This is a genomic window from Nocardia sp. Marseille-Q1738 (assembly GCF_965283145.1).
Window position 1 is genome coordinate 420,449 of sequence record NZ_CBDIMS010000002.1, and the last position, 16,439, is coordinate 436,887.

13 protein-coding genes are annotated in these 16,439 nt (G+C 66.7%); 10 read left to right on the forward strand and 3 right to left on the reverse strand.

The window, feature by feature from the left end:
* Positions 1–210 precede the first annotated feature (210 nt).
* The 7 genes from ACWPXK_RS10370 (at position 211) to ACWPXK_RS10400 (ending at position 8,848) form a co-directional block, all read left to right on the forward strand.
* Positions 211–1,350, forward strand: coding sequence for an esterase/lipase family protein (locus ACWPXK_RS10370; protein WP_454195847.1), 1,140 nt, complete (start codon positions 211–213; stop codon positions 1,348–1,350).
* Between the two features lie 164 nt (positions 1,351–1,514).
* Positions 1,515–2,903 (forward strand): lipase family protein, encoded by a 1,389-nt coding sequence (locus tag ACWPXK_RS10375; RefSeq protein WP_454195848.1) that lies wholly within the window; start codon positions 1,515–1,517, stop codon positions 2,901–2,903.
* A gap of 139 nt (positions 2,904–3,042) precedes the next feature.
* Positions 3,043–4,407: a glutamine synthetase family protein gene (locus ACWPXK_RS10380; protein WP_454195849.1), complete on the forward strand. Its 1,365-nt coding sequence runs from the start codon at positions 3,043–3,045 to the stop codon at positions 4,405–4,407.
* Positions 4,388–5,134: a gamma-glutamyl-gamma-aminobutyrate hydrolase family protein gene (locus ACWPXK_RS10385; RefSeq protein ID WP_454195850.1), complete on the forward strand. Its 747-nt coding sequence runs from the start codon at positions 4,388–4,390 to the stop codon at positions 5,132–5,134. Before ACWPXK_RS10380 ends, ACWPXK_RS10385 begins: the two co-directional genes overlap by 20 nt.
* On the forward strand, positions 5,131–6,492 hold the full coding sequence (locus tag ACWPXK_RS10390) for an aldehyde dehydrogenase family protein (RefSeq protein ID WP_454195851.1): 1,362 nt from the start codon (positions 5,131–5,133) through the stop codon (positions 6,490–6,492). Before ACWPXK_RS10385 ends, ACWPXK_RS10390 begins: the two co-directional genes overlap by 4 nt.
* Complete coding sequence (locus ACWPXK_RS10395) at positions 6,489–7,283, forward strand: 3-oxoacyl-ACP reductase (protein ID WP_454195852.1); 795 nt, start codon at positions 6,489–6,491, stop codon at positions 7,281–7,283. The genes ACWPXK_RS10390 and ACWPXK_RS10395 overlap by 4 nt, the downstream gene beginning before the upstream one ends.
* 272 nt (positions 7,284–7,555) lie before the next feature.
* Positions 7,556–8,848, forward strand: a complete 1,293-nt coding sequence (locus tag ACWPXK_RS10400) for an MFS transporter (protein ID WP_454196409.1) — start codon at positions 7,556–7,558, stop codon at positions 8,846–8,848.
* A 59-nt stretch (positions 8,849–8,907) separates the two neighbouring features.
* Here ACWPXK_RS10400 and ACWPXK_RS10405 read toward each other — a convergent pair whose 3' ends face one another.
* Both ACWPXK_RS10405 and ACWPXK_RS10410 read right to left on the reverse strand, forming a co-directional pair.
* Positions 8,908–10,569, reverse strand: a complete 1,662-nt coding sequence (locus ACWPXK_RS10405; RefSeq protein WP_454195853.1) for a TerD family protein — start codon at positions 10,567–10,569, stop codon at positions 8,908–8,910.
* A gap of 316 nt (positions 10,570–10,885) precedes the next feature.
* A complete protein-coding gene (locus tag ACWPXK_RS10410; protein WP_454195854.1) occupies positions 10,886–13,324 on the reverse strand; it encodes a tetratricopeptide repeat protein in 2,439 nt (812 codons plus the stop codon).
* A 534-nt stretch (positions 13,325–13,858) separates the two neighbouring features.
* Between ACWPXK_RS10410 and ACWPXK_RS10415 the strand changes: the two genes are divergently transcribed.
* On the forward strand, positions 13,859–14,038 hold the full coding sequence (locus ACWPXK_RS10415; protein ID WP_454195855.1) for a hypothetical protein: 180 nt from the start codon (positions 13,859–13,861) through the stop codon (positions 14,036–14,038).
* A 44-nt stretch (positions 14,039–14,082) separates the two neighbouring features.
* Positions 14,083–14,691: a hypothetical protein gene (locus tag ACWPXK_RS10420; RefSeq protein ID WP_454195856.1), complete on the forward strand. Its 609-nt coding sequence runs from the start codon at positions 14,083–14,085 to the stop codon at positions 14,689–14,691.
* A gap of 99 nt (positions 14,692–14,790) precedes the next feature.
* Here ACWPXK_RS10420 and ACWPXK_RS10425 read toward each other — a convergent pair whose 3' ends face one another.
* Positions 14,791–15,483 carry a hypothetical protein gene (locus tag ACWPXK_RS10425; RefSeq protein ID WP_454195857.1) on the reverse strand — a complete coding sequence of 231 codons (693 nt, stop codon included), beginning with the start codon at positions 15,481–15,483 and terminating at the stop codon, positions 14,791–14,793.
* A gap of 281 nt (positions 15,484–15,764) precedes the next feature.
* Here ACWPXK_RS10425 and ACWPXK_RS10430 point away from each other — a divergent pair, with 281 nt between their 5' ends.
* Entirely contained in the window at positions 15,765–16,358 is a 594-nt protein-coding gene (locus ACWPXK_RS10430; protein ID WP_454195858.1) for a mycothiol transferase, read from the forward strand.
* Positions 16,359–16,439 lie beyond the last annotated feature (81 nt).

Consider the following 16,439-nt stretch of genomic DNA (forward strand, 5'->3'; position numbering starts at 1 on the left):
GCTCCGACACCAATTTCCGGACGGAATCTTCTCCTCGCGGTGCAGTGACACCGGCCCGGGCATCGCCATAGATTCGGACCGCGGCTCGTGAATATGGTCCCGATCACATAACCGTTCGAATGTGTCGTGGCAAACATTGTGTGGCGGTGGTCTATTCGGCGCCGGGGCCGCGCATCTTCGGCGGGAACGGAAGTGAATCGGATGTTTGCAATGCGGCACAACGCTCGACGGGCAATTCTGGGGGCCGCGGTGATCGCGGGCATGACCATCGCGACGGCGCTCGGTACCGGGGTGGCGCACGCGCAGGAGGAGGTCGAACCGACACAGCAGGCGCTCGCGGAGTACATCGACGCGGGCCTGGCCCCAGCTCCGGACGGCAGGCAGCCGCGGGCGATCGTGGACTCCGGCAACTCGTCGGGATGGGCGACCAGCGTGGCTTCCGACACGGTGGGGGAGGGGCCGGAGATGTCGGCGTATCTGGCCGCGTACGCCTACGGCCTGGTCCATCCCGACGTCGCCCCGCCAGGGGCGAATCGCTGGAACTGCACGCCGACGGCCGAACACCCGCGGCCGGTGGTCCTGCTGCACGCTACGTGGCTGAACGCCTACGACAGCTTCGCCTACCTCTCGCCGCGCCTGGCGCGCGCCGGCTACTGCGTGTTCGCCTTCAACTTCGGGCGCTCCGCTCTGTTGGACGGCGGGGGGCTCGGCGCGATCATGCCCGGACGTTACGGACTGGGCCGGATGGAGGATTCATCCCGCCAGCTGCGCGATTTCGTGGATCGCGTGCTGGCCGCGACGGGCGCGTCGGCGGTCGACATCGTCGGGCATTCCCAAGGCGGCACGGTCGCCAACCACTATCTGAAATTCGACGGCGGCGAGGGCAAAGTCGGCAAGCTGATCAGCTTCGGCGCCACACACCACGGCACCTCGCTGATGGGCATCGCGACGCTGGGACGGACCATCAACAACCTGGGCGTCGACATCCTCGGCTTCTACGAACCCTTGGTCGGCCTGTCGAATATCCAGCAGGCGGTGGGCTCGCCGTTCTACGCCAAGCTGAACGCGCAGGGCGACACGGTACCCGGTGTGGCCTACACATCGGTCGCCTCCCGCTACGACGAAATCATGAACCCCTACCACTGGACCTTCCTGCAGCCGGGCCCCGGCGCGACGGTGGACAACATCACGCTGCAGGACGGATGTGAGCAGGATTATTCCGACCATCTGACGATCATGTACTCCCCGCGTTCGGCGTCCATCGTTTTGCATTCGCTCGATCCGGTCGCGCACCCGGCGCTGGAATGCACCTTCAATCCGTGGATGGTCGGCGGCAACGGCAGCCTGTGAGCGGCGCTGTCACTGCATCGACAGGAGAAACCACGACCGGCTAATTGGCACCCGGGACAATTCTTTTCCGTCCGCCGCATTGGTTGGGTGGAGTAAGGGCACGCCGGCATTTATCGCCGGCGCTGCCGGAAACCACCGCGGTGCCGTCGGAAAGGATGAACCGGATGAGTGTGGAAACCGAGTGGGATGCGGGTGCGGTGTCGCCGGATCCGGCGGCGTTCTCGCATCGGCCGATCCTGCCCGAAGACGATCCGTTCTACACACCGCCTCCCGCGGTCGGACGATTGCGTCCCGGCGCCATCATCCGCTCGCGCGCAGTGGACATCGGGTTCTTCGGTCTTGTGCGCCAGCGTATTTCGGCGTGGCAGCTGCTCTATCGCACCTGTGATCTCGACGGCGTTCCCGAGGTCGCGGTGACCACCGTACTGCTGCCGTGGGGCGCGGATCCTGCCGAACCGCGGCCGCTGGTCTCCTTCCAGTGCGCGATCGACGCGGTCGCCTCGAAATGCTCTCCGTCGTATGCGCTGCGGCGCGGTGCGCGGGCGCCGGGGTCGATTCCGCAGCTCGAGCTGCCGCTGATCGTCAGCGCGCTGGCGCGCGGCTGGGCGGTATCGATCCCCGATCACGGGGGAACCACGGGCCGTTTCGGCGTCGCCAGAGAGCCGGGGTATCGCGCGCTCGACGCCGTCCGCGCGGCTCTTGCCTTCGCCCCGCTGGGGCTGGACGCGACGACACCCGTTGCGCTGTGGGGATATTCGGGCGGGGGATTGGCAACCGCCTGGGCCGCGGAGATGGCCACCGAGTACGCGCCCGAGCTGAACATCGTCGGCGCGGTCGCCGGATCGCCGGTCGGCGACCCGGCGGCCGCGTTCGTCCGGCTCAACGGCACGCTGTTCGCGGGGTTCGCCGCCGTCTTCACCGCGGGACTGCGGCGCGGGTATCCGGAACTGGACCGCCTGCTGACCGCACACTTGGACGCGAGGTACCTCGGCTGGATGGCCCAGGCCGAGAAGTCCGCGACCTTCCCGCTGCTCTACCGATTCGCCCGGCGCGACGTCGAAAAGCACAGCGGGAAGGACCTCGCCACCATCCTCGCCCAGCCCGGAGTGCGGCGCATTCTCGACGACATCCATCCCGGCCGTCGCGCCCCCGCCATGCCCATGTTCGTGCTGCAGGGCGTGCACGACGAGGTGATCGCGGTCGAGGACGTCGACGGCCACGTGGCGCGCTACGCCGACGCGGGCGTGCACGTGCGCTACCTGCGCGACCGGCTCAGCACCCACCTGCTGCTGCAATTCCAGGCACTGCCGGTGATGGTCGACTGGATCGCGGCGCGCTTCGCCGACCGCGAGCTGCCTCCCGCGGGCACCGAGACCGTCTGGTCGCTCGCCTTCGCCGGACCGTGGTTGACCGGTCACCTGCGCTTCGCCGGCCTGCTGGTCCGGATGTGGCTCGGACTGCCCATCCGCGCGCCGCGCGTGCTCGCGGCACCGCGTATCCGTCCCCGCCGCCTGTCCATCATTCCCGCGGCACTGCGCAACCCGTTGTCCTGACCTGATCCCTTCCCTCGCATCGCGCCGCTGAACAGGCAAGATCTCACACGACGTCCTGGTCCGAGATTCGTGTGTCAGGTCACGAACGTGTCCGTTTTGATCTAGCGTGAGCACGGTTGGTGCCGAGAGGGGTCGTTGGATGCGTAGCGGGATGCTGAGTGTGGCGCAGTTGCGGGACCATGTCGACACGGGGGAGATCGACACGGTGCTCGTCGCGATGACCGACATGCAGGGCCGGCTGCAGGGGAAGCGCTGCGCGGCACGCTACTTCCTGGACGAGGTGCTCCAGCACGCGACCGAGGCGTGCGGTTACCTGCTCGCGGTGGACGTGGACATGGCGACCGTCGACGGCTACGCCCTCTCGTCCTGGGAAACCGGGTACGGGGACGTCGTGCTCCGGCCGGACCTGCGCACGCTGCGGATGGCGCCGTGGTGGCCGGGCACGGCGCTGGTGCTGTGCGACGTGGAGCACGTGGTGCCGCAGGGTCGACCGGTCGCCGCCTCACCGCGCCAGGTGCTGCGCAAGCAGCTGGACCGGCTGGCCGAGCGTGGACTGCGCGCGTTCGTCGGGACCGAACTCGAATTCCTGGTGTTCGACGACAGCTACGAGGCGGCCTGGAACGCCGGATATCGCGGGCTGACACCGGCCAACCAGTACAACGTCGACTACTCGATGCTCGGGACCGGGCGGATCGAGCCGCTGCTGCGGCGCATCCGGAAGGAGATGGACGGGGCGGGGATGTACGTGGAGTCGGCCAAGGGCGAATGCAATCCCGGCCAGCACGAGATCGCGTTCCGGTACGACGAAGCCCTGGTCACCTGTGACAACCACAGCATCTACAAGACCGGCGCGAAGGAGATCGCCGCCCAAGAGCGGCGCAGCCTCACGTTCATGGCGAAATACAATGAGCGAGAGGGCAATTCGTGCCATATTCACCTGAGCCTGCGTAGCGAGGCGGGGGAGCCGGTGTTCGCGGGCGACGGAGCCGACGGAACATCCGCGCTGATGCGGCATTTCATCGCGGGACAGCTGGACTGCCTGCGCGAGTTCACCTACCTGCTGGCCCCGAACATCAACTCCTACAAGCGATTCGTGGCGGGCAGCTTCGCGCCCACCGCGATCGCGTGGGGCCGGGACAACCGGACCTGCGCGATTCGCGTGGTGGGCGAGGACCACGGGCTGCGGTTCGAGAACCGCGTGCCCGGCGGTGACGTGAATCCGTACCTGGCCGTCGCCGCGCTGATCGCGGCGGGCCTGCACGGCATCGATCGGCGGCTGCCGCTGGAGCCGGAATTCCACGGCAACGCCTACCACTCGGAGCGCCCGCGCGTGCCCCACACGCTGCGCGAGGCGGCCCAGCTGTTCGGCGACAGCACGGTGGCGCGCGCGGCCTTCGGTGATGATGTAGTGGAGCACTACCGCAACGCGGCCCGGGTGGAGTTGGACGCCTACGACGCCGCGGTCACCGATTGGGAGCGTATCCGTGGTTTCGAACGACTCTGAGGTCGCGGGAGCCCGTCCCGTGATCGGCTTGCCCACCTATGTGGAGCAAACCCGCTTCAACGCGTGGGATATGCCCAGCGCGGTGCTGCCGCACGCCTACGTCGACATGGTGGTGGCCGCAGGCGGCATCCCGGTGCTGTTGCCGCCCGCGGGGGCCGCGCGTCCGGAGCTGGTGCGGCGGCTCGACGGGCTGGTGCTCACCGGTGGCGCCGACATCGATCCCGCCCGCTACGGTGGCCCATCGGCCGGGGTTCCCGGCTACACCAGGCCGGATCGCGACGAATCGGAGTTCGGTCTGTTCGAGCTGGCCAGAGCCGCGGGCATGCCGATCCTCGCGGTGTGCCGCGGGCTCCAGCTGGCGAACGTGGCACTCGGCGGCACCTTGATTCCCCATCTACCTGACGTCGTCGGCCACGAGGAGCATTCCGGCGTCGCGGGCGGGTTCACCGCCACCCGCGTGCTGACCGCCGCGGGCAGCCGGGTCGCGGAACTCGCCGGTCCGGAGGTGAAGGTCTACTGCCACCACCATCAGGCCGTGGACCGGCTCGCGGACGGTCTGACCGCCACCGCCCACGCCGCCGACGGCACGATCGAGGCCGTAGAGGCGTCCGACGGGTCGTTCCTGGTGGGTGTGCAATGGCATCCGGAGGCCGACGCCACCGATCGCCGGTTGACCCGGGCCCTGGTCGAGTCGGCGGACACCTACCGAAGGGAGCGGAACTCGTGACGACAGCGCAAGTGGTCAACCCGGCGACGGAACAGGTCGTCACGTCCATCGAGCTGCTCGGCGAAGCGGAGACCGACCTGGCCATCGCCGCGGCCCAGCGCGCTTCGGTCGCGTGGCGCGAGGTGGCGCCGGGCGACCGGGCCCGGCTGCTGCGCCGGTTCGCCGAAGCGGTCGACGCGGACCTCGAGCACCTCGCGCGGCTCGAGGTCGAGAACGCCGGGCACACCATCGGCAACGCGCGCTGGGAGGCGGGCAACGTCCGGGACGTGCTGCACTACGCCGCCGGGATGCCGGAACGATTGCTGGGCCATCAGATCCCGGTCGCGGGCGGGGTCGACATCACTTTTCACGAACCGCTCGGCGTGGTCGGGGTGATCGTGCCGTGGAACTTCCCGATGCCGATCGCGGCGTGGGGGTTCGCGCCCGCGCTCGCGGCGGGCAACACGGTGGTGCTGAAGCCCGCCGAGCTCACGCCGCTGACCGCGCTGCGGCTCGGGGAACTCGCGCTGGAGGCGGGGCTGCCCGAGGGCGTGTTCCAGGTGCTGCCCGGCAAGGGCTCGGTGGTGGGTCAGCGCTTCGTCACCCATCCCGCGGTCCGCAAGGTGGTGTTCACCGGCTCCACCGAGGTGGGCAGGCAGATCATGGCGGGCTGCGCGCGGCAGGTGAAACGGGTGACGCTGGAACTCGGCGGCAAGAGCGCGAACATCGTATTCGCCGACGCCGACCTGGAGCGGGCGGCGGCGACGGCGCCGTACGGCGTCTTCGACAACGCCGGGCAGGACTGCTGCGCCCGCTCTCGAATCCTGGTGCAACGCAGTGTGTTCGACCGTTTCCTCGAGTTGCTGGAACCGGCGGTGCGTGGCGTGCGGGTCGGCGATCCGTCCGACGAGTCCACCGAGATGGGCCCGTTGATCTCGGCCGCGCACCGCGAGCGTGTCGCCGAGTTCGTGCAGCCGTCGACCAAGGTCGCGTTCACCGGGAACGCGCCAGGCGGCCCCGGATTCTGGTATCCGCCGACGGTCGTGCTGCCCGGCGCGCCCACCGACCGGGTGCTCACCGAGGAGGTGTTCGGCCCGGTGGTCGCGGTGCTTCCGTTCGAGGACGAGGCCGACGCGCTGCGGATCGCCAACGACACGGACTACGGCCTGTCCGGGTCGATCTGGACCAATGACGTTGGCCGTGCTTTGCGGGTGGCGCGCGGCGTGGAGGCGGGCAACCTGTCGGTGAATTCGCATTCGTCCGTGCGGTATTGGACGCCGTTCGGCGGCTTCAAGCAGTCCGGGCTGGGGCGTGAGCTCGGGCCGGACGCCGCGCTGGCGTTCACCGAGACCAAGAACGTCTTCCTCGCCACCCAGTGACCCCAGCACATCCGACAGGAGATACGTTGCAGCGCTTACAGGATCGAGTCGCCGTCGTCACCGGCGGCGGGAGCGGTATCGGTCTGGCCACGGTCCGCCGATTCGCGGCCGAGGGCGCGAAGGTGGTCGTCGCCGACATCGACGCCGAGACCGGCAAAGCGGCGGCCGAGGAGGTCGCAGGGCGGTACGTCCAAGTGGACGTCACGGACGAAGCGCAGGTCGAGGCGCTGTTCCAGACCGCGGTGGACACCTACGGCGGATTGGACATCGCGTTCAACAACGCGGGCATCTCGCCCCCGGAGGACGACTCGATCCTGACCACCGGCATCGACGCCTGGCGCCGCGTGCAAGAGGTCAACCTGACCTCGGTATACCTGTGCAGCAAGTACGCGATCGGGCACATGCTGGAGCGCGGCAAGGGCTCGGTGATCAACACCGCGTCGTTCGTCGCGGTGATGGGCGCGGCGACCTCGCAGATCTCTTACACCGCCTCCAAAGGCGGGGTGTTGGCGATGAGCCGGGAACTCGGAGTCCAGTTCGCGCGCAATGGTATTCGGGTCAACGCCCTGTGCCCCGGTCCGGTGAACACGCCGCTGCTGCGCGAATTGTTCGCCAAGGACCCGGAGCGCGCCGCCCGCCGTCTGGTCCACGTGCCGCTCGGGCGGTTCGCCGAACCGGAGGAGATCGCGGCGGCCGTCGCGTTTCTCGCCAGTGACGATGCCTCGTTCATCACCGCCTCGCAGTTCCTGGTCGATGGCGGCATCGCGGGTGCGTATGTGACGCCGCTGTAGTTTTCCGTCCACCCACGACGTCTGGTGACTCATTTGTGACTGGCGTCACAAAATTGCTGAATCAGCAGTTCAGGGCGGCTGTTCCGGAGGGGCCTCCCAGGGGTTGCTGTTTGCTGGGTGAGAAACCTGGGTATCGCCCTGTTTCGTGCCGAACCTCCGGAAGCCAGGAACCGGAGGTGGAACGAACCTAGGTCCGTGTACGGGCTGGAGAGGACGTGCACGTGACCACATCCGAGAGTTTCCCGCTGCGGCGTTCCGTGGCGGCGTCCGCCATGGGCAACGCCACCGAATGGTTCGACTACGGCGTCTACGCCGCCACCGCGACGTACCTCACCGACGTCTTCTTCCCCGGGGAATTGGGGACGCTCGGCACCATGCTCGGCTTCGCCATCTCGTTCGTGCTCCGGCCGCTCGGCGGCATGGTGTGGGGACCGCTCGGTGACCGGATCGGTCGAAAAGCCGTGCTGGCCACCACCATTTTGCTCATGGCCGCGGCAACCGGAGCTATCGGCCTGCTGCCCACCCATGCCACCGCCGGTGTGCTGGCTCCGATCCTGCTGATCACCCTGCGTGTGGTGCAAGGATTCTCGACCGGTGGTGAATATGGCGGCGCCGCAACGTATCTGGCCGAGTGCGCCACCGACCGCAGGCGCGGATTCCTCGGCAGCTTCCTGGAGTTCGGCACGCTCGCCGGTTTCGTCGGCGGCTCCGCGACCGTGCTGGCCTGCCAGCTCGTGCTCGGCTCGGACGCCATGCACGACTGGGGCTGGCGCATCCCGTTCCTGATCGCCATCCCGCTGGGCCTGACCGGCTGGTATCTGCGGGCCAAGCTGACCGAGAGCCCGGTATTCAGCGAGGTCGCCGAGCACAAGCGTCCGCCGGGCGGGTTGCGTGAAGTGTTGACCACCTACCGGCGCGAAACCCTCACGCTGGCCGGGTTGGTCGTCGCGCTCAACGTGGTGAACTACACGCTGCTCACCTACCAGCCCACCTACTTGCAGAACACGATCGGCATGGGCGAGTCGGCGACCACCGCGATGATGCTGGTCGGGCAGCTGGTGATGATGCTGGTGCTGCCGTTCTTCGGCCGGCTGTCCGACAGTGTCGGGCGACGCCCGATGTGGCTGTTCTCGCTGGTGGGTCTCGCGGTGCTCGCGGTGCCGATGTACTGGCTGATGGGGCAGGGCACCGGGTGGGCCATCGCCGGCTTCATCGTGCTCGGGCTGTTCTACGTGCCACAGCTGTCCACCATCAGCTCCACTTTCCCGGCCATCTTCCCGACCCACGTCCGCTACGCGGGCTTCGCGCTGGCCTACAACGTCTCCACCGCGGCCTTCGGCGGCACCGCCCCGCTGATCAACGAAGCGGTGATCGAGGCAACCGGCTGGTCCCTGTTCCCCGCCGTCTACATGATCGGCGCATCCCTCATCGGCCTGGTCGCCTGGACCTTCCTCCGCGAAACCGCCGGAACCTCCCTGCGCGGCACCGAGGTCCCCGACGCGGGCGAGCCCGCCCCGAACCTGCCTGCCCAACCGGCATCCGGGCTCCCATCGCCCGCTCCGTGAACGCCTCAGATGTTCCTGTACATGCGAGGAAATGAGCGCTTACCGCGGGCATGATTCGGTCAGAGGCGGGCTCCCTTTTCGGGAATTTGCCTACGGCACAGGATTTGGAGATTCGCGACGCTCGTAGCGCCGCCGCGGCTCAATGGGATTATGTGGTCGAATTCGAGGTAGTGGTTGTCCCCGCATTGGCAGCACTTGCCGCCATCTCGCTGCCAGACTTCGGATTTCACGTCCGGCGGTATCGAGCGGGCGTCGCGTTGCCCCGGAGCGAGTACCAATCGCTTTGCGATCCGAAGTGCCCCTTCGAGCACGGCGGCAACATACTGGGGGTCCGCGACGCTGTACGTTCCACCGCCGCGCGCGGTGGTGGCTGAGACGATGACATTCCCGTACTCGCTGGCGATGGACACGATTCTGGACCATGGCAGTTCGGTGCCCGCCCCTGCACCGACGAACCGGAGTTTCTTGCTGCTGCCTATCAGCCTGCCGCTGGTGTGGCGAGGACCGCTGGCCAGGTACTTGACCTGTGCCGCGGCGACGTCGATGTAAAGCGTCTCGTCGGCTTCCAGGTGCAGCCCGGATCGTTGTAAGCGGGGCAGGTCTCCCGCCCGTACCTGGGTGAGCGACCGACCGCGGACCATGCGCTGTCGAAGCTCGTTGACGCGTAGTTGCGCTGCGCCCAGATCGATGGCCGCTTGAAGCTCGGTCACGGCCTGCTCGAAGCTGCGCAGCTCATGCTGCTCGATCTCGTCGTCCGCGAAAGCGAAGGCGACGACTCGCTCCAGATAGGCCATGGCGAGCGGCCGCAATGCTTCCCTCCCGCTGTTTTCATGAATACGTTGGAATCGGAGGGCGACCCACAGCTCGTCCCACGCGGTGCCGCGCGGACCCGAAGTGGTCAGCACCTGCCATGCCTGCGACCTCCACGTCTCCATGAAGCCATTGACGTCGGACTCGCACCAGCGGCATGGCGGCGGGGTGCCGAACCGCGGAGTCCGTTTCGCTCGGCCGCAGCGTTCGCAGATCGACGGATCGGAGGGAAACAGCTGTCTGGTGTCGCCGGTCCACGAGGTGCCGTTCCACCAGCGGACACGACCGGAATCGGCTGAGTCTGGATACCACGCCGGTTCCATCCGTGTCGACGGTTCCCACGCGGCGGTATAGCCAGTTGTGGGAGCGGATGGCTCTCTCGGCGCGGTAGGCGCATTGTCGGCGGCGGGCGAATCGTCGACCTCGACACCGAACTCCTCGGCGAGCCCGCGTAGTCCGCTCACCCACCCTTGGCCGACTGTGCGGAACTTCCATGCCCCGTTTCGGCGATAGAACTCACCGAGAATCATCGCTGTGACGGCATCGGGTTGGTCGACGTCGAACACGATGAGCGTGCTGGTCTCGTCACGTACGGTCAATGTGAGGTCGCGGATGTCTCGGAACGTTCCTTGGTCGACCGATCCCGAGATGACGATGCGGGAAACCGAGCTTTCAACGGTAGCGAGGGAAACAGTGAGTGTCGCCGAACCCGCCGCGGACTCCTCCAGGGAGACGGCACCGGATGGATGCTTCGCCGCGTTGTAGAACACGAAGTCGTCGTTGGTCCGGATCTTCCCGGTGTCGGCCAGTAGTAGAGCCTGCGGATCGATCTCGTGCCGGGACCCCCATTCGAGCAGCACGGTAACGCTCGGTGCGGTAACCGCAGCGTTCCCTCCTCTGGTGAGCTTCACACCGTGCACACCGTTCCGGCTGTGGCTTCCGTTACGTCTATAGCGACTTGTTATGTACCCGTGTCATCCACTGCGACAATTAGATTCGCAACCTCCCAGCCTTGTTCGGTCCACCCAGCCAGTGAATGCGAAACTTCTGTGATCTAAGGGCGCACTTGGCGGGGCCGGTTGCATGAGCATTTTGCCATCACAGAGCTATAGGACACTGACGTATTCGCCACCGCGGCCGCGCAGTGACAAGCTTCTGTATCTGCGGGGCAAGCGAGCGCGGATGGCGTCCGTGAGCGACATTTCGGTGATCATCACCGCGATGGATTCATCGGATTCCGCTCGCCAGGTCGGCGAGACGCTCGTACATCAGAGCCAGATCACGCTGGTAGCCGATGTCGGATGGCGCGGCTCGCACCAGATGATCGGCGATGGCGATGCCGCGGCGGAAATACCGGGCTGCGCCTGCCAGGTCTCCGGTGTCGCGTGCGAGGGCGCCCTGCTTGTCGCAGCAAGAGAGCAGGTCGTGCTGGTATCCGAGGTTGCCGGGGTCGGTGGCCGCCAGTTCGTCGGCGATGTCGGCCGAGCGGCGGTACCAGTCGCGCGCGGTGGGGTGGTCGTCTGCCGAGCGCGCAAGCGTGCCGAGCCGGTCGTAGGTGATCGAGAGGTCGCGGCGGTAGGAGAGGTTCGAGGGCTCGGCGTCCACCAGCGCGAGATCGATGACCAGCGCGTTTCGGTATGCTCTCTCGGCTTCGGCGAGATCGTTTCGGGCGCGGGCGTTGTCGCCCAGTTTGTGGTAACAGACCGCGAGATCTCTGCGGTAGGCGAGATTATCCGGCGCGGACTCGGCCAGGCTCGCGGCGACCGCGGTGGCATGTTCGGACATCCGCCTCGCTTCGTCGAAATCTCCCTGCACCGCTGCGACTTTGCCGAGGGCGGTGTAGGCGAGGAGCAGATCGCGTCGATACCCGAGGTTCGAGGGAGCGGCAGCGACGAGTTCCTCCGATAGGGCAAGAGCGCGACGATAGTGTGTCGCGGCCGCATCGTGGTCGCCCTGATCAATCCCGAGTGAACCCAGTGCCTCATGGACAATCAAAAGGTCGCGGCGGTACTGGAGGTTGCCGGGTGCACTCGCGATCAGATCCTCGGTACCGTCCAGCGCACGTCGATAGAGACGGGCCGCTTCGGCGAAGTCGCGCCATTCCCTGGCGATATCACCGAGCACATTGCAGGTGACGACGAGGTCGCGGCGGTACTGCGGATGGGTGGGGTCGGCGCCGAGGAGTTCCTCCGTGAGGGCGAGGGCGCGGTGATAGTGCCGGATGGCGTCGTGCGGATCGCCGTTCGCGCGGATCGCCCCGGCCAGCCGGTCCACACTCACCGAGAGGTCGCGCCGGTAGGAATGGTTGGACGGCTCCGCCGCGACGAGCGTTTCAGCTACCTGCACCGAGCGTCGATACAGGCGGATCGCTTCGGCCAGATCACCACGGGCGCGCGACACCTCGCCCAACTTGTCGTAACCGATCGATAGATCGCGACGGTATTGCACGTTGTCCGGGGCGGCATCGACCAGCTCTTGGGTCACGGCGAGCGCCAGCTGATGGAGCCGTGCGGCCTCGTTCAGGTCACCGCCGGACAACGCGAGATTGCCGAGCTTGGCGTAGGACACGGAAAGGTCCCGCCGGTAGAGCGGATTTCCGGCCTCGGCGGCGGCGAGTTCCTCGGTGAGGAGGAACGAGGCCCGGTAGTGGTGCATGGCCAGGTCGATATCGCCCGCGGCATGGGCGATATCGCCCACCTTCTCGTTGACGACGGCGAGGTCACGGCGATACAAGCGGTTGGAAGGCTCGGCCTCGGCGAGCTCCTCGGCGATGGCCAGTGCGCAGTAATGCAGTCGGGCTGCCGCATCGATGTCGCCCGCTGTCCGTTCGAGATCGGCAAGCTTGCCGTAGGACACCGAAAGCTCGCGACGGTGTCCCGAGTCGGACGGTTGGGCGGCGGCGATGCGTTCGCCGATCGCGATGGAGCGACTGTACAGGCGTTTCGCCTCGGCGGGCCCGCTCGGGTTCGGTGTGAGTTCGTCGTTGGACAAGAGTTCTTCGCCGCCCGGGCTTGCGAGCTCGTCATCGTCACGGCCGAAGAGAAACGCGTGGCGGTACAGCCGCCCGGCGGCGCGCGTGTTTCCTTCGGCCCGGGCGATATCGCCCAATTGGACAGCGGAAAGCGAGAGTTCGTGCTTGTTCTCGGCGATCATACTGTCGTCCATGCGCGGGTCTCCGGGCATCGATCGCGTGAGGAAGCGGGCGATCGTGCCGAGGAGCGCGCTGCGGCTCGAAGCCTTCCGGTCGCCGTGCGATGAGCTCGAGACGTGTTCCACCAATTGGCGGTGATGTGCCGCAACATATTTCGCGTTCGCCGATCTTATGTGCGGGTCGTCCGTGCAGAGCCGGGTGAGGACCGTGAGACACCGCTCGAACTGACTGGTTGAGGCGCCGTGCACGCTGTCGGCCAGCAGTCGCACACCACCGTCGTCCTCATCGCGCAGCACGCGGCCGACGAGCGAATCGCCGAGCCGGTCGGGCGGCGGGTTGAGATACCGGTCACCCGGGTAACGCGCGTGCAGCCACTGCGAGACCGCAGTCCGGTGGGCGGCTGAGTCGGCTCCATCTCCCAGGTCCAGTGTCATCAACCGATCCGCCTCGGCGGCATCGTCCGCGCCGAGCAGCGTCGTCAAGGTGACGGCGAGGCACAATTTGGTGTCTGGCACGCCGCCCGGGCTGGTTTCGTGCCAGTCGCGAATCAGCTCGTCTATCTCTGGCGCCGTCGGTGGCTGCTCCGTTCGCCGCTGACCGATCCCGTCGGCTGATGAAGTGTCGAACATGCAATCCCCCAACTGAGTTCGCTAAGCGAGCAACCCTGATGGCTCCGAGGCTAACGGTGGGGTACGACAGGTTCGTGGCTTCTGCCCGGGCCTGACCGCGTCGCCGATGCTCTCGTTCGCCAAGGGCAAGCCGGGACCGACGGCCTTCGGCTCGGTCACGTGGCGTAGGGCGACCTCTTCCCCTCCAAGCAGACGCCTGAGAACTGCCGATCTCACACGCCGTGTTCGACGATCTACCCTGCAACCGCCGCGTCAGCTACATCCGAGATCTGCTCGCCGCCACCGGCGTGATCGAGCCCTACCAACCACTGATCGCCCGGACCACGCACTGGCTCAACGACCTCATCGCCCAACTGCCCCAAGCATCACGCCGAGGTCATCCGCCCGTTCGCACAATGGCAACTGCTGCGGCGCCTCCGGATGCTCGAAGCGCAGGACAAGGTCACCCGCGGCGCCGTCCAACGAGCTCGGGCCGACATCCTGACAGCCATCCGGCTGCTGGAATGGCTCGACGAACATGACATCGCGATCGGCCAAGCCACCCAGTCCGACCTCGACCGCTACCTGGCTCACTACCCCCCGGCCGCGGGCCCGTCCTGATTCGGTTCCTGAAGTGGACCAACCACACCAGACTCACCCACGATTTGCAGATCTCCGCTCCGGGCCGTGACGCACCGAAAGTTCTGCTCTCCGATGACCGACGATGGCAGCACGTCGAGACCCTGCTGCACGACAGCACGATCCGCAGATATACCCGCATCGCCGGACTGTTCATGCTGCTGTTCGCCCAGCCGCTGGCGCGGATCTGCCGAATGCGCCCCGACCAAATCGCGCTCCTACCCGACACGGTCACCGTCACCTTCGACACCGTCGCCATCGAAATGCCCGAACCGCTCGACCAACTGCTACGCGAACACCTCGACCAGGGCGGGCCCGCCTCCTACGCCAACACCGGTACCTGGCTCTTCCCCGGTCGCCTGCCCGGAAAGCATCTGGTCACCGAGAACATCCGAAGCGAACTCGTCGCCCACGGCATACGCCCCCACCACGCTCGCCACGCCGCGATGTTCCACCTCGCTGCGGGCATGCCCACACCCGTCCTCGCCGAACTCCTCGGAATCTCACCCACCACCGCCAGCCGCTGGGCCACTCTGTCCGCCCGAACCTGGGTGCAGTACACCGCGATGCGCCGCAGCGACCGACCAGACTGTGCACCAGCCGACCATGATCGCCAGTCCCGGAAACCGCTATAGCGGGCTCTGGTCGAAAGGGCGGCTCGTCATCGGGGGGTCTGGTGGTGGGGCAGGAGTCGGGAGGGATGCCGATGCCGACGAGAAAGTCGCGTTCAGGCCTCAGTCGAGGCGCAGACCGAACTCGTTCACCAGCGCCAGCGCCTGCTCGTCGGTGGCGAGTACGTAATAGTTGGCCCCCGCCTCATCGACCTCGACCGACCGGAACCTCCTGTGATCATCCGCACCGGGCGGATCGAGATAATGAATGTGGTTCAGGATACCCATGTAGTCGAGATAGCCGTCGAAATCGTGTTGCAGTGACCACTCCACAACCGAGCCGTTGCATACGAACCGAAGGATCTCCCCACCGTCGGGATCGCTGCTCAGCTCGACATCGTCGACGACGACGGCGCCACCGGTGCAAGCTGCCGCATCGCGCAACAGGTAATCGTAGCTGCCCTCCAGATCGTCGACTTTGTCGCCGTGCACCGCGATCGCCACCCCGAAATCCGTTAGTGCCTCGGACAAGTATTCGCCGTCCAGCTCGTCGTCCAGCCCGTCGGGGTCGGCGAGCAGACGGCGCGCGGTATCAGTCGAGATCATGCCAAGCGAGATCAAACGAACAGCCAGGGTGTTGTATGTCGCTTTGTACTCTGTCGTCACCGCCGAATCCTGACAGCGTCGATGCGGCGACCGCAAACCGTGACCATGACATGGCGACCGACAGGACAGCTCTGCTGACGGCAGCGCTTGCGCCGACCTCCACGCGCATCCTTCTTCGCCCCTGCACATCCTCACCGACATCCAGCTCACCGGCCAGGCACTACAACACGCCGCAGCAAGTTCGGCCCATATCCCGGCTGTCCTTGTACCCGTCCTCGCCGAAAGCGACGCCCGGCCAGAGCTACACAGCGACTCCGGTTCAGCCGTGACCGACCTCGACGCCGAACGCACCACAATGCCGACGTGGGTGTGATCAAATCGTCTCCGTTGAACAGAGCTGACCGAGCAGACCGCGTCTGTCGAGTGAATGGTGTTGGCTGAGAGGGAAAATCAGTCGGGGATCGGAGGCGTGCCTTGGCAGAGTTTCCGACATGACTGTCTTCGACCCCAAAGCGGATCTGCACCGTTACCTGCGCTATGCCCGCGAAGCCGTGCTGTGGAAGCTCGACGGCCTATCCGAGTACGACGTGCGTCGCCCGATGACCCCAACCGGCACAAACCTGCTCGGCTTGGTCAAACATCTCGGCACCGTCGAGTTCGGCTATTTCGGTGACACCTTCGCCCGCCCATACGACGAACCCCTCACCGAACACGACTTCGAGGCCGATCCCACGGCCGACATGTGGGCTACCCCCGAACAGTCGCGCGAGGACATCATCGGGTTCTACCGTCGGGCCTGGGCGCATGCCGACGCCACGATCGACAGCCTCGACCTCACCGCCGAAGGCTCGGTCCAGTGGTGGCCCGAGGACCGGCGGACCGTCACGCTCCATCGGATCCTGATACACGTAGCGGCCGAAACCAACCGGCACGCCGGACACGCCGACATCATCCGCGAGCTCATCGACGGCGTCGTCGGCCTGCTCGACGGCAACGACAACATGCCCACCAGCGACTCGACCTGGTGGCAGCAATATCGCGCCAAGCTGGAGATAACCGCAAAACAGGCCGCCGGGCTCCGCTGACCGATGAATCCCAGTCTCGACGGCGGGGACGCGGCCGAAGTCGCGCGATCTCGCCGGAATCGACAGATATAGCCGATCAAG

Coding starts and splice junctions, on each gene's coding strand:
- ACWPXK_RS10370 (WP_454195847.1), top strand. CDS start 211: ATGCGGCACAACGCTCGACGGGCAATTCTGGGGGCCGCGGTGATCGCG.
- ACWPXK_RS10375 (WP_454195848.1), top strand. CDS start 1,515: ATGAGTGTGGAAACCGAGTGGGATGCGGGTGCGGTGTCGCCGGATCCG.
- ACWPXK_RS10380 (WP_454195849.1), top strand. CDS start 3,043: ATGCGTAGCGGGATGCTGAGTGTGGCGCAGTTGCGGGACCATGTCGAC.
- ACWPXK_RS10400 (WP_454196409.1), top strand. CDS start 7,556: ATGGGCAACGCCACCGAATGGTTCGACTACGGCGTCTACGCCGCCACC.
- ACWPXK_RS10415 (WP_454195855.1), top strand. CDS start 13,859: ATGCTCGAAGCGCAGGACAAGGTCACCCGCGGCGCCGTCCAACGAGCT.
- ACWPXK_RS10430 (WP_454195858.1), top strand. CDS start 15,765: ATGACTGTCTTCGACCCCAAAGCGGATCTGCACCGTTACCTGCGCTAT.